The sequence below is a fragment of the Nocardia brasiliensis genome (genome assembly GCF_042691675.1).
Lineage (GTDB): Bacteria > Actinomycetota > Actinomycetes > Mycobacteriales > Mycobacteriaceae > Nocardia > Nocardia brasiliensis_D.
Genome location: NZ_CP170507.1, coordinates 2472016 through 2484928, shown reverse-complemented (window position 1 = coordinate 2484928; position 12913 = coordinate 2472016). Strand labels below are relative to the sequence as shown.

Here is a 12913-nt window from a genome sequence, read left to right as displayed (position 1 = left end):
TCCGCCATGGCCGACAGGACCCAGAGGTCGATCATCATCGAGGCCCCGTCGCAGCAGGTGATGTCCGTCATCGCCGACCTGGAGTCCTACCCGGAGTGGGTCTCGGCGGCGAAATCGGTAGAAGTGCAGGAGAAGGGGCCGGACGGGCGAGCGCGCACCGCGCGATTCGTGCTGGACGCGGGCGTGGTGAAGGACAGCTACGTCCTTTCCTATACCTGGCGCCCGGACAACAAGGCGGTCAGCTGGACGCTGGTCAGCGGTGAACTGCAGAAGGCGCAGAACGGCACCTACGAACTCATCGATCAGCCCGACGGTGGCACCGAGGTCGTCTACACGCTGACCGTGGACCTGAACATCCCGATGATCGGCATGTTCAAACGCAAGGCCGAGAAGGTGATCACCGATACCGCGCTGAAAGAACTGAAGAAACGGGTCGAAGGCTGACGACGCATACGACCCGTGTCGAACTGTTCATCGGCAAAGGCGGGGTAGGCAAGACGACGCTGGCGTGCGCCACCGCCATGTCCTATGCCAGGGCAGGACGCCGGGTGCTGGTGGCCTCGCTGGATCAGGCGCATTCGCTCGGTGACGCGCTCGGCTTCCGTTTCCCGCACGATCCCGGCACCGTCACCGGGATCGCCACCGTGCTGCCCGGCCTCGACGTGATCGAGGTGGATTCCCTTGCGCTGCTGGAGGATCGGTTCCGCGAGGTGGTCCGCGTGTGGTCGCCGGGGACTGGCCACGACCACGGCATCGATATCGCCGCGCTCGACCCGGCCGAACTGACCGGGCTGCCCGGTGTGCAGGAACTGCTGATGCTCGTGGAGATCACCCAGTTCGCGAACGAGGACGACTGGGATGTGATCGTCGTCGACTGCCCGCCGTCGGCCGACATGTTGCGCATCATCACCGCGCCGGACACCCTGCTCGGTTACCTCGAACGGATCTGGCCGCCGCACGCGCGAGCGATGAGCACGGTGGGCACCGATCTGCGGCGCGCGGTGCTCGCCGCGACTGTCGAGCGGATCGTCAAGGCGGTCACCGAGGTCCGTGATCTGCTGGCCGACCATCAGCGCACCGGCGCCCGGCTGATCACCGTCGCCGAGCGGGTGACGCTCGCCGAATCCGAGCGGGTCCGCTCGGCCGCCGCGCTGCTCGGGCTGCGGATGGACGCGGTGGTGGTCAACAAGGTGCTGCCGCCCACTACCCCACCCGATCCCACGGCCCCGATCGACACCGAGCATCCGGCGGTGCACTGGTATCTCGACCGCCGCGCCGAACAGCTCGCCGCGATCGCCGAATTAGAACGCTCGATGCCGGGTATTCCCGTGCTGATCGCGCAGCACACCGGACCGGAACCGATCGGACTGACCTCGCTCGCGGCGCTGTCGTACGCGGTGGACTCGGACAGGAACACCGACGACCCAGCCCTTATGCTGAGCGACAGTCCGGCGGAGGTTGACGCGAGTTCCGGCGAACCGGTGGTTCGATGTGAATCGGGCACCGGTCTGCGCGCGATCTACACACTGCGGATGCATCTGCCCGTTGTCGATGCGGCGACGCTGCGACTTGGCCGAGTGGAGGACGATTTGATCGTGGGAGCGGACGGTGTCCGGCGGCGAGTACGTCTCGCGCCGGTGTTGCGGCGATGCACGGTCGACGGCGCCGAACTCGACGGAGGACACCTCGTGGTGCGGTTCCGCCCCGACCCGGAGGTATGGCCCGATGAGCGGTGACCGGACCACCGGCGCCGGTCCGCGCGACCACCACGGCCCGGACGACGACGCGCCCGAATCGGACGAGCAGCCGAAAGGCTCGACCGGCGACGACAACCCGGTGGACGGCCTCGCCGAATTCGCCGCGGAACTGAAGTTGCTCGCCGAATCCGTGCTCGAGCGAGTGGAGCCGGTGTTGCGGCGGGCCGCCGATGGACAGGTGGAGTGGGCGAGTTGCAGCTGGTGCCCGGTGTGCGCGGCGGCCGCGCTGGTGCGCGGTGAGCACCACGAAGTACTCCAGACGGTGGCCGATCACGGTACGGCGATCGTGACGGTGTTGCGCGAGGCGTTGGCCGGGGTGCCGGTCGAACCGGTCATGCCGGAGTCCGGGCCGAATCACCAGCACAACCATGGTGTGTCACAGGATGATTCAGCCGATCCGGAATCCGGTGCCGGACCGGGCAACTCACGTTCCCGTTATGTCAGCATCCCGGTGACGATCAAGGCATGACGCACCGCATAGCAGGTGCGCGGCCGCTGACTGTCGGAATCGACGTCGGCGGCACCAACATTCGCGCATCCGTGATCGACACCAGCGGCGAGGTACTCGATACCGTCCAGGCGCCGACCCCGCATTCCGCCAAGGCCCTCGAGGACGCCCTCGACCGCTCCGTTCGCGAACTGTGCCGCAGGCATCCGATCGGCGCGGTGGGCTTGGCCGTCGCCGGTTTCATCAACGGCGACCGCTCCACCGTCCGTTTCGCGCCGCATCTGCCCTGGCAGGACACCCCTGTCGCGCAGCGGCTCACTGAACGACTCGAGCTGCCGGTCATCCTCGAGCACGACGCCAATGCCGCCATGTGGGCCGAATACCGGTTCGGCGCGGCCGCGGGTGGGCACAATGTGGTGCTCGTCGCGATCGGCACCGGCATCGGTGCCGCGCTGCTCATCGACGGTCAGCTGTACCGCGGAACCCACGGTGTCGCACCGGAACTCGGCCACCTGCAGGTCGTCCCGGGCGGCCGCGCCTGCCCGTGCGGCAAACGGGGTTGCTGGGAAAGATATTGCAGCGGAACAGCACTCGCCGACACCGCGATCGAAATGCTGGCCACCGACCCGGTCCGCTCGGTACTCGCCAGAGACGTCTTCCGCGATCCCGGCTCGCTCACCGGCCGCCGCGTCGCGGGCGCGGCCCAGGACGGCGACCCACTCGCTGTCCGCGTCATGACCGACTTCGCCCGCTGGCTCGGCCTCGGCCTCGCCTTCGTCAGCGACATCTTCGACCCCGACCTGGTCGTCATCGCGGGCGGCGTCAGCAGCTCCGCTCCCCTGTTCCTGGACGAAGCCCGCGAAGAATACGCCCGCTCGGTCACCGGCGCGGGCCACCGCCCGCTGGCCCGCATCCGCACCACCCAGCTGGGCGAGGCCGCGGGCATGATCGGCGCCGCCGACCTGGCCCGGGCCGCCCTCATCGAATCCGAACGCAAGTCTTCCCGAATAGCCCGCACCCGCTAACTCGCCCGCTCGGCAACGTTTCATCGCGTGCGGCAGTGGTATTCGGTTGTCGAATGCTTGCTTCGGTCGCCGATGACCCGCGATTCCGGCCGCCGAGGAATCTGCTGCCGGTCTCCGATTACAGCGCTCTTGCCTACCCATGGCAGAGTGTGGTGAGATTCGCCGCTGCGGTTGGATGTGATCTGCACCAGCGGTAAAGTCGGCAACCGACGCAGGTGCCCGCTTCGATCCCGGTCCCGGGGGAAGGACGTCATGTTCTACTGGCTGCTGAAGTACGTGCTGCTGGGACCGTTCATGCATCTCTACAACAGGCCCACGGTCGAGGGTGTGGAGAACATTCCGGCGGACGGTCCGGCGATCATGGCGGGTAACCACCTCTCCTTCGCGGACTGGCTGTTCGCGCCGTTGATGAGCCCGCGACGGATCAACTATCTGGCCAAGGCCGAATACTTCAACACCCCCGGCATCAAGGGCGCGTTCCAGAAGTGGTTCTTCACCACCACCGGCCAGTTCCCGATCGACCGCACCGGGGCCGACGCCGCCGAGGACGCTCTCAACGCCGCCCGCAAACTGCTCGACCAGGGCCGCCTCGTCGGCCTGTATCCCGAGGGCACCCGCTCCCCCGATGGTCGCCTGTACAAGGGCAAGACCGGCCTCGCCCGCCTCGCCCTGGAAACCGGTGTCCCGGTCATCCCGGTCGCCGTCATCGGCACCGACGCCGTCAGCCCGCCCGGCCCCTTCCGCTGGCGCCGCCGCAAGGTCACCGTCAAGTTCGGCACCCCCATCGACTTCTCCCGCTACGAAGGCATGGGCGGCAACCGCTTCGTCGAACGCGCCGTCACCGACGAGGTCATGTACGAACTCATGCAACTCAGCGGCCAAGAATACGTAGACGTCTACGCCGCCACCCTCAAAAAGAACACCCCCACCGGCACCCCCCGCGAACCCGAAGCCACCCGCATCCCCCACACCGCCGCCAGCTGACCGGGACCGGCGGGACCTTCCACGGCCCGCCCCGTCTTCCCGACCCGGGATCAGCAAGCCGCGTCTTCACGAGCCGGAATCCGGAAGCCTCAGTTGGCAATTCAGTCGGCCTATAGCCGCCCCGCCGACCGGAACACCACCGAGCCGCGTGCCGACCGGAACACCACCGGCCCCCGTGCCGAACGGGACACCACCGAGCCCCGTGCCGAAACACCACCGGCCCCCGTGCCGAACGGGACACCACCGAGCCCCGTCTCGCACTTCGCCGCACCTATGTCCCGCTCGGCGCGCACGGCGAGCCTTCCTAGCCAGCCGAGCACCAGGTTCGCTCCGATCACCAATTAATGCGAGCCAGTAGTCAACCGGTCAGGTTCCACCACCGAACGGGACTTCACCGAGCGTGCTCTCGCACTTCGCCTCACCCATGTCCCGCTCGGCGCTCGGGCGACCGTCCTTCGCTCGGCGAGCACCCGGCTCACTCCGACCGCCGACCACCGCGAGCTAGCAGTCATACCGCCCCGTCCCTCCGCCTACGGGACACCACCGAGACCCGTCTCGCACTTCGCCGCACCCATGTCCCGCTCGGCGTTCACGGCGAGCCTTCCTTGGTCCGCGAGCACCGGGCTCACTCCGATCGCCGACCACCGCGAGCTAGCAGTCATACCGCCCCGTCCCTCCGCCTACGGGACACCACCGCGCCCCGTCTCGCACTTCACCGCACCCATGTCCCACTCGGTGCACGGTCGGGCATCTTGTCGTCGGGAGGGCTGCGGCGCAGCGATATGCTCACTTCATTCTCGCCGTCGCTGCGGGAGTATCCAGACCTCGCCGTGTGAGTCTTCTTGAGCGGCATACACATTCGGCGTTCGTGTCGCCATTCGGCCGACGTCGGCGACGGGTGCCCTCGGATTAGCCACGCCTGGTGGGCACCCCGTCATCAGACGAGCGGAACCAGTGGCGCCCCGGCCGGGTTCCCGCCGACGGGGACTGGCGTCCCGGCCAGGTTCCACCGCCGAACGGGACTTCACCGAGCGTGCTCTCGCACTTTGCCGCGGCTATGTCCCACTCGGCGCTCGGGCGAGCGTTCCTCGCTCGGCGAGCACCGGGCTCGCTCCGATCACACGCGAGGCGGCAGTCGTACCCGGCCATGTCTTCCGCCGACCGGGAACGTCACCGGGCATCGTCCCGGACTCAGCGCACTCATGTTCCGGTCGGCGCAAGCGGCGAGCCTTCGTCGGTCGGCGAGCGCCCGGTCTACTTTGATCGCCGACCACCGGCAGCCAGCGGTCACACCGGCCAGGTTCCTCCGACGAACGGGACGTCATCGGCACTTTGACGCGCCATGGGGCGCTCGGGGACGCAGCCTTGGGGCGCTCGGGGCTAATGGGCGGGAGGGTCCGGTTGGGATTATGGGGTGGTGAGGTGGGTGGCGTAGGTGCATCACTACGGCCGCGGCGTGGGGCTGGGTTACTGGCACGCTGCCGACCCACGGAGGGGATTCACTTCGAACGGTGCGAGCCCCTGCCCCTCCCGTTACCCAATCGGACCGAACCCGTTCATATTGCGTTGGGATACCTGGTTCAGGGTGACCCCATGACTGGTTCGACCTTCGGCCTCTCCCGGCGCACCTTGCTGCGCACCTCCGTGCTCGGGCTGGTGGCCGCGCCCGCGCTGGCTGCGTGCTCGTCGAACGATGGGCCCGGTCTCATCCGGCAGCGCCCGCGGCTGACGCACGGCGTCGCGGTGGGCGATCCGCGCAGTGACGGCGCGCTGATCTGGGCGCGCGCCGACCGGCCCGCGAAGCTGATCGTGGAGACCGCGCCCACCGAATCCTTCGCCAACGCCAAGCGATTCACCGGACCGTTGCTGACCCCGGCCACCGACGGCACCGGCCGGGTGCGCGTCAACGGCCTGCCCGCGGGCGAGCAAGTGCACTACCGGGTAACGCTGGAGGGTGAGGACGGCGCCATCTCCGAACCGATCAACGGTGTGTTCCGCACCGTGCCCGCCGGCGCGTCCGACATCAAACTGCACTGGTCCGGCGATGTCGTCGGCCAAGGTTACGGCATCAATCCCGACCTGGGCGGCATGCGGATCTTCACCACCATGGCCGCCCGCGACCCGCACCTGTTCATCCACTCGGGTGACTCCATCTACGCCGACAACCCGGTCAAGGAATCGGTGACGCTGCCCGACGGGCGAATCTGGCGCAACACGGTGACCGAGGCGAAAAGCGCGCCCGCGCAGACTCTCCAGCAGTTCCGCGGCAACTACGCCTACAACCTCACCGATCAAAACTATCTTCGCTTCAACTCTTCGGTCGCACAGCTGGTGCAGTGGGACGACCACGAGACGGTCAACAACTGGTACCCCGGCGGCCTGGTCCCGGAGTCCAAGGGCTACACCGAGCGCAGCATGGACACCCTGGCCACCCGCGCCTGGCAGGCGTTCCACGAGTGGATGCCGGTGGAGCCCAAGGAAGCCGTGGACGGCCGCCTCTACCGCAAGATCTCCTACGGCCCACTGCTGGACATCTTCGTGCTGGACATGCGGACCTACAAGGACACCAACGATCGCAACAACGGTCCCACCGGCAGCATCTTCGGTCCGGCACAGACGAACTGGCTGATCGACGGCCTGCGCGACTCGAAAGCCACCTGGAAGATCGTCGCCAACGACCTGCCGCTCGGTTTGGTCGTCAAGGATGGTGAACAGGCGAACACCGTCGCGTTCGAGGGCCCCGCCAACGGCGATCCCGGCGCCCCATCCGGCCGGGAAACCGAGATCGCCCAGGTACTCTCGGCGATCAAGGCGAACAAGGTGACCGACGTGGTGTGGCTCACCGCCGACGTGCACTACACGGCGGCGCACCACTACTCGCCCGAGCGGGCGGCGTTCACCGACTTCGACGAGTTCTGGGAGTTCGTCTCCGGACCGCTCAACGCGGGCGCGTTCGGACCCAACCCGCTGGACGCGACGTTCGGTCCGGAGGCAGTGTTCGTGCACGCGCCACCCGTGCAGAACAGTTCGCCGCTGGACGCCTTCCAGCATTTCGGCGAGGTGCTGATCGACGGCAAGTCAAGGGAACTGACGGTCAACTTGTGCGACGCGAGCGGATCCGTGCTGTTCAGCAAGCAGCTCGCACCGGCAGTCGGCTAGCACCCGAGATCGGGCGAGCGGCGCGGGCCGCGCTGTAGTAGCTTTCGTGCCATGAGCACGCCGCAGTTTGTCTCCGCCGAGGAATACCTACCCCGTGACACGGCGGATGTCGTTCGCACGGTTCGGGATTCACGTGGCCGCGCGGAACGGCTGACGGTGCGTGGCGGCGAGCAACTGAACGATGGTCTGACATTGCCCGCGCAGCCGACCGTGGTGTCGCTGCGGCGGATGAATCAGGTGCTCGACATCAACCTGGGGCGGCGGACGGTGCGGGTGCAGGCCGGTGCCAAACTGTCCGACATCGACCGGCGACTCGGCGCGCACGGACTCGGCCTGCCGATCGTCGGCGACCATCGCGACATCACCGCGGGCGGATTCGCGTCCGTGGGCGGCGTGAGTGCGGCCTCGCACAAGTACGGCATGTTCATCGACCAGGTCGTGGATCTGGAGTACGTCGACAACGACGGCCGCATCGGCACCTGCGGGCGCACCCACCACACCGAGCGCTTCCACCGCATCCTCGGCGCGGGCGGGCGCGCGGGCATCATCACCGCGCTCACCCTCGACGTGATCGACATCGACAAGGACCGCACCTGGCTGACCACCAACGCCGACCGGTTCCTCGACTTCGACTCCTTCGTCGAACACGCCTACGCGGAGATCACTCGGCCCGGCAACGCGGCGCTGCAGGTCGGTCGCTGGGTCGACACCGCGCCGCTGAAGGTCGCGCGGCCGGGCGGTGTGGGGCATGTGCAGCTCGGCACGGTGCGGTTCGGCCAGTGGTCGACCCTGACCCCCACCGCGCCGACCCGCTCGCTGCGGGCGCGGCGCGAGGTGGGTTCGCGGGCGAGAAAGTCGCTGGGCGTCATCGCTTCCGCCGCGGGCGGTCCCGCCGGTATGCCGCTGCGCAACGCCGCGGCGGGCGCGGTGCTCTTCGCGCCGAAGGTGCAAACCCTGCGCGACGCGGAATACCTCGCCGACACCGCCCTCAGCTCATCCGAGCGCGGCCCCGCCTACCGCGTCGGCATTTTCGCGCCGCTGTCGAGCTACACCTCGGTCTTCTACCGCCTGCACGACCTGTTCGCCGGACACCGCGAACGCTCCGGCTGCTTCACCGTCATCTCCGCCATGACCTACGGCGTGCGCTCCCGCTACCTGCGCTCCGAGTCCGCCGCCCGCGGCCTCTCCCCCGAAGACCACGGCCTGATCACCTTCACCAGCCGCCTCCGCCCCGCCGCCCTACCCTCAGAGTTGTTGCGCGACATCGTCTCCGGCATCGATGAGATCTGCCGCTCGGAAAACGCGCTGCGGTACGAATCGGAGGAGTAGAAGTCTTCGCGCCGGTGCAGGTACTCGCCTGCAACCGGCGCTGCGAGCCCCCGGCTCAACACCTTCAACCGCCGCGACTTCGTAGCGTGGTCGTCGACGACGAATCTGGTTGCGGTTCCAGCTGCCCCGTGCCATGAGCGCGCGTCGAGCATCGGTCGCGGCGCGGAATTTGGGGTCCGGCCAGTACAGCTGCAGTGAGCCGACCCGACGCCGGACGGATACAAGAGTGTGCGACCGCTGCACACGACACCGGTGTAGTCAGACCAAAGGGTACCGGCACAATTCCGGCAATTCAGGTGCGCCCGGTGCGACAACCACACTTCCACCCGGTAGTGAAAGAAAGGTATTTCGCGCGCGGCACGCGCATTATCGGAACAACATATTCGTTGCCGTCGGCCTTGTGGATGGAAACAACTTCCTTTTGGTCAACAGGCGCTCTACCTGCTGAAAGCTCATCGATCCGACGCGCCGACGCTGACGGGAGAACCGAGGGAGCTTTGTCTCCAAACCACCGGTACGCTAACCTCTCTATGACCAACCACGCACACGCTCGACTGATTGCATAGATCGGTCGATGGCCAGTCGAACAACTAGTGCGAACAACCGCTCGATATTTATCGGAACCATCGGGCGCGCTGGAATATCTCGGAATTTGAAGCGCAGGGCCCGCATTTCCCTCGGACGACCTATTTCCGTGGGCATGATCTCGTTTGTTCGAACCAACCCTGATCATCCGTGGAGGAATCGTGAAACTTAAGCATCGCATACGCACGGTAGCGGCTGCCGTGCTCCTGACGGCGACCGCCGCGTCAGGTGCGGCAGCGCATGCCCAAGAGGAAAAGTCGCCCGACGAGATGAAAGCTCTCAGCAAGGAGTACCAGAAGGCCGTCGGCGAACACTTCTGCGACGACTTCGAGCTGACCCCCGCCCAAGTGGAGGCCTACACGGATGCCTACGACAACAACAACCCGTTGGTCGGCGGTAAAGAGGCCGAATTGCGGGCGCGCAGCGTCATCCGCACCCAGGCGGTAGGCACGAAGGGGCGTACCGCCGGGTCTACGCTTCCTCCGCTGTACGGCCCCGAAGTCAAGAAAGCCTTCGAGAAGGATCAGTCATCCGGCTGGAGCAACCCGTTCCGCCGGTTGATCTGCGACAACGCGGAGGCACGAGAAAACTTCACCGCGGCACGAAAAACATACAATGAAAATGCAGGAGAGATGAAGCCCGGCTTCGAGGAAGAAGCCAAGCTCAACGAGCTCTACTACAAAAACGGCAAGAAGATGTACGAAGTTCTGTGTGAGGCCGGGGTGGCACTGAATCCGGTCGAGGGTCAGAAGTGTGGGAACGTCGCGGACGCCGACCCGGACGACAAGGATTGAGTCCTGCCCGACCCCCTGCCGTACCTACTCCTTCGCAGGCTTGTCCTGGCCGCAGATATATCCCCGAGCACGCGGTCTCCCGAACCGAAAGCCAGCGACCAGTAGCCGAACGGGACATCACTGCGCAAAATCGCGAGACGAGGCTCAGTGATGTCCCGTTCGACGGATAGGTAGCGGGAGGGGGCGGGCATTTGCCGAACGTGTCCATCGACCGGCTGGCTAGCCCTTATACCGTGACGGGCCGCATATAGTCGCCAGAAGATGGCGGTCGCAAGCGGATTCGGCACTGTCGACGCGCGCCGTGCGAGTGTTCAGTTCGTTCGCCTGTGACGGTTACTGCGCTGATGCCCGAATTTCGTTCAGCTCCAGTCGAATCACCGATCGCAAGCGGCACCGTGCGCCTGCATCACTCGCAGGCCAGCGCGCATGACACCAGAGCCTCGGCTTTGCCGCGCACCAGCGAGTCCGCTCGGACAGGGGCCGCATCTCGAATCAACCGCCGCAAGCCAGCGACCAGTAGCCGAACGGGACATCACTGCGCCAAATCGCGAGACGAGGCTCAGTGATGTCCCGCCGACGGGTAGGTAGCGGGTGGGGGCCGGCATTTGCCGAACATGTCCGTCGACCGGCTGGCTAACCGGATGCATACTCCGACAAGTTGTTTCGGCACCGGTGGGACCGAGTCCACAGCCTTCACCAGCCGGGGCTAGGCGAATCGGCAGTGCCTGGGCGACGCGCGGCAGCTACCCCGCGAACCGTCGCGCAAGGTAGCTGTGCGATCCAGGGTGTACGCACACCGCTACCGGACCGGCGCCAACTACGTGCAGCTGCCGCCGAACCTCCCGACGGCAGCCCACGCCGTCTCCCTGCCGCGACTACCCACCCGTGAAACTCTGTACAAAGTATCCTATTCTCTAAAAGTCTACTTTGTACAGTATTGAGGAGCCGGGATGGACAACGTGATCGTCTGCGATCAGGTCGCGAAACACTACGGCACCACTGCGGCCCTGAACGAGTTCGACCTGGTCGTCCCCACGGGCCTGGTGTACGGCCTGCTCGGCCCGAACGGCGCTGGTAAGACGACTGCGGTCCGGATCTTGACCACGCTGGCGCGGCCGGATGCCGGTCGGGTCGAAGTGGCGGGTATCGACGTGGTGACGCACGCGGCGCAAGTGCGGCATCGGATCGGGTTGGTTGGGCAGCATGTCGCGGTGGACGAGGTGCTGTCGGGTCGGCAAAACCTCGAAATGTTCGGGCGGCTCTACCATCTCGGTGCGGTAGGGGCCCGGCGGCGGGCCGATGAGCTGCTGGAATGGTTCGGGTTATCGGACACTGGCGACAAGCCGGTCAAGAATTACTCCGGCGGGATGCGGCGGCGGCTGGATCTGGCCGCCAGTTTTCTGGTCGCCCCGCCGGTGCTGTTTCTGGACGAGCCGACCACCGGCCTGGATCCGCACAACCGCAACCAAGTCTGGCAAGCGGTCCGCAATCTGGTCGCCGCGGGCACGACCGTGCTGCTGACCACCCAGTATCTCGAAGAAGCCGACCAACTCGCGGCCCGAATCTCGGTGATGAACCACGGCCGAGTGATCGCCACCGGCAGCCCCGAACAGTTGAAGTCCCAATTGGGCGGGGACCGTATCGACATCGTCACGCACGACAGTGCGGACCTGCCCGCCACCGCGGCCGTCGTACGCACCCACTTGCGAACAGAACCGGTCATCGACATCGACACCCGCCGGGTCAGCGCCCCGGTTCACGACCCGGTCGCCGCACTCGCCGACATCGCGGGCGCGCTACGCCGATCCCAGCTCCCGATCGAGGACATCGGCCTGCGCCGCCCCACCCTCGACGAGGTGTTCTTGCGACTGACCAGCGGCCCGGCCGAGCACCTCACCGAAAAGGATTACGCATGACCAGCATTGCCCCCAGCACCCTCACACCGCCGAACCGGCACCGGATGGCATGGGCCGTGTCCGACGCGCTCACCCTCGCCCGCCGCGACCTCGCTCACTGGCAGCGGCAACCCGGCGTCGTCATTGCCAACACGCTGCTGTTCCCGATCATGATCGTGCTGATGTTCGGCTATCTGCTCGGTGGCGCGATGACGGTTCCCGGCGGCGGCGACTACCGAGAGTTCCTACTCCCCGGCATGTTCGCGATGACCATGGTGTTCGGCATCGGCACCACCATGGTCGCGGTCAGCTCCGACGCCGCGCGCGGCATCACCGACCGCTTCCGTTCGATGCCCATGTCATCCTCGGCTGTCCTGGTCGGCCGCGCCCTCGCCGACATGCTCAACTCGACAATCGCACTGGCAGTGCTCATCGGCTGCGGACTCGCGATCGGCTGGCATCCGCACAACGGTCTCGGGAACGCACTCACCGCCGCGGGGCTCTTATTGTTGCTGCGCTTCGCTTTTCTGTGGATCGGCGCCTATCTCGGACTGCTGTTCTATGCCGATCCGGAGGCCGTCACCGCGGTGCGCACGCTGGAATTCCCCATCGGCTTCCTCGCGAACCCGTTCGTTGCCACCGCCACCATGCCCGCCTGGCTCGGCACCATCGCCTCCTGGAACCCGCTCTCGTCCACCGCCACCGCGGCGCGCGAACTCTTCGGCAATCCCACCGGCAACGATCACTCCTGGATCGCCGAGCACGCGGTGCTCATGGCGATAGTGTGGCCGATCCTGCTGATAGCGATATTCCTGCCGCTGTCGATCCACCGCTACCGGCATCTGAGCAGTTGACCTCAGCCGGATCGACCGCGCCGAACGCCCCCATCAATCGGCTGGCAAACTCTATACTGTGACGGGCCGCATATAGTCGCCAG

Annotated in this window: 12 protein-coding genes; 10 read left to right on the top strand and 2 right to left on the bottom strand. The window is 66.5% G+C overall.

The window, feature by feature from the left end:
• Window positions 1–6: 6 nt before the first annotated feature.
• The 5 genes from ACFK0J_RS11630 to ACFK0J_RS11610 all read left to right on the top strand — a co-directional run bounded on the left by ACFK0J_RS11630 (window position 7) and on the right by ACFK0J_RS11610 (window position 4214).
• Window positions 7–444, top strand: a complete 438-nt coding sequence (locus ACFK0J_RS11630; RefSeq protein WP_218475783.1) for an SRPBCC family protein — start codon at window positions 7–9, stop codon at window positions 442–444.
• Window positions 441–1736 carry an ArsA family ATPase gene (locus ACFK0J_RS11625; RefSeq protein ID WP_378742763.1) on the top strand — a complete coding sequence of 432 codons (1296 nt, stop codon included), beginning with the start codon at window positions 441–443 and terminating at the stop codon, window positions 1734–1736. Before ACFK0J_RS11630 ends, ACFK0J_RS11625 begins: the two co-directional genes overlap by 4 nt.
• Window positions 1726–2226 (top strand): hypothetical protein, encoded by a 501-nt coding sequence (locus ACFK0J_RS11620; protein ID WP_378739269.1) that lies wholly within the window; start codon window positions 1726–1728, stop codon window positions 2224–2226. Before ACFK0J_RS11625 ends, ACFK0J_RS11620 begins: the two co-directional genes overlap by 11 nt.
• Entirely contained in the window at window positions 2223–3230 is a 1008-nt protein-coding gene (locus ACFK0J_RS11615; RefSeq protein WP_378739267.1) for an ROK family glucokinase, read from the top strand. The genes ACFK0J_RS11620 and ACFK0J_RS11615 overlap by 4 nt, the downstream gene beginning before the upstream one ends.
• Before the next feature lie 252 nt (window positions 3231–3482).
• On the top strand, window positions 3483–4214 hold the full coding sequence (locus ACFK0J_RS11610) for a lysophospholipid acyltransferase family protein (RefSeq protein WP_378739264.1): 732 nt from the start codon (window positions 3483–3485) through the stop codon (window positions 4212–4214).
• Between the two features lie 110 nt (window positions 4215–4324).
• On the opposite strand, the gene ACFK0J_RS11605 is transcribed toward ACFK0J_RS11610, so the two are convergent.
• Entirely contained in the window at window positions 4325–4552 is a 228-nt protein-coding gene (locus tag ACFK0J_RS11605; protein ID WP_378739262.1) for a hypothetical protein, read from the bottom strand.
• Window positions 4553–4744: 192 nt separating this feature from the next.
• Entirely contained in the window at window positions 4745–4876 is a 132-nt protein-coding gene (locus ACFK0J_RS11600; protein ID WP_378739260.1) for a hypothetical protein, read from the bottom strand.
• A 931-nt stretch (window positions 4877–5807) separates the two neighbouring features.
• Here ACFK0J_RS11600 and ACFK0J_RS11595 point away from each other — a divergent pair.
• The 5 genes from ACFK0J_RS11595 (at window position 5808) to ACFK0J_RS11575 (ending at window position 12830) form a co-directional block, all read left to right on the top strand.
• Window positions 5808–7373 carry an alkaline phosphatase D family protein gene (locus ACFK0J_RS11595; protein ID WP_378739258.1) on the top strand — a complete coding sequence of 522 codons (1566 nt, stop codon included), beginning with the start codon at window positions 5808–5810 and terminating at the stop codon, window positions 7371–7373.
• A gap of 51 nt (window positions 7374–7424) precedes the next feature.
• Window positions 7425–8702 carry an FAD-binding oxidoreductase gene (locus tag ACFK0J_RS11590; protein WP_378739256.1) on the top strand — a complete coding sequence of 426 codons (1278 nt, stop codon included), beginning with the start codon at window positions 7425–7427 and terminating at the stop codon, window positions 8700–8702.
• Window positions 8703–9448: 746 nt separating this feature from the next.
• On the top strand, window positions 9449–10081 hold the full coding sequence (locus ACFK0J_RS11585; protein ID WP_378739254.1) for a hypothetical protein: 633 nt from the start codon (window positions 9449–9451) through the stop codon (window positions 10079–10081).
• 950 nt (window positions 10082–11031) lie between these two features.
• Window positions 11032–11997, top strand: a complete 966-nt coding sequence (locus tag ACFK0J_RS11580; RefSeq protein ID WP_378739252.1) for an ATP-binding cassette domain-containing protein — start codon at window positions 11032–11034, stop codon at window positions 11995–11997.
• Entirely contained in the window at window positions 11994–12830 is an 837-nt protein-coding gene (locus tag ACFK0J_RS11575; RefSeq protein ID WP_378739250.1) for an ABC transporter permease, read from the top strand. The genes ACFK0J_RS11580 and ACFK0J_RS11575 overlap by 4 nt, the downstream gene beginning before the upstream one ends.
• Window positions 12831–12913: the final 83 nt, after the last annotated feature.

What these genes read in the sequence shown, in the direction of transcription:
- ACFK0J_RS11630 (WP_218475783.1), top strand. Translation starts at nt 7, where the DNA reads ATGGCCGACAGGACCCAGAGGTCGATCATCATCGAGGCCCCGTCGCAG.
- ACFK0J_RS11620 (WP_378739269.1), top strand. Translation starts at nt 1,726, where the DNA reads ATGAGCGGTGACCGGACCACCGGCGCCGGTCCGCGCGACCACCACGGC.
- ACFK0J_RS11615 (WP_378739267.1), top strand. Translation starts at nt 2,223, where the DNA reads ATGACGCACCGCATAGCAGGTGCGCGGCCGCTGACTGTCGGAATCGAC.
- ACFK0J_RS11610 (WP_378739264.1), top strand. Translation starts at nt 3,483, where the DNA reads ATGTTCTACTGGCTGCTGAAGTACGTGCTGCTGGGACCGTTCATGCAT.
- ACFK0J_RS11600 (WP_378739260.1), bottom strand. Translation starts at nt 4,876, where the DNA reads ATGACTGCTAGCTCGCGGTGGTCGGCGATCGGAGTGAGCCCGGTGCTC.
- ACFK0J_RS11595 (WP_378739258.1), top strand. Translation starts at nt 5,808, where the DNA reads ATGACTGGTTCGACCTTCGGCCTCTCCCGGCGCACCTTGCTGCGCACC.
- ACFK0J_RS11590 (WP_378739256.1), top strand. Translation starts at nt 7,425, where the DNA reads ATGAGCACGCCGCAGTTTGTCTCCGCCGAGGAATACCTACCCCGTGAC.
- ACFK0J_RS11580 (WP_378739252.1), top strand. Translation starts at nt 11,032, where the DNA reads ATGGACAACGTGATCGTCTGCGATCAGGTCGCGAAACACTACGGCACC.
- ACFK0J_RS11575 (WP_378739250.1), top strand. Translation starts at nt 11,994, where the DNA reads ATGACCAGCATTGCCCCCAGCACCCTCACACCGCCGAACCGGCACCGG.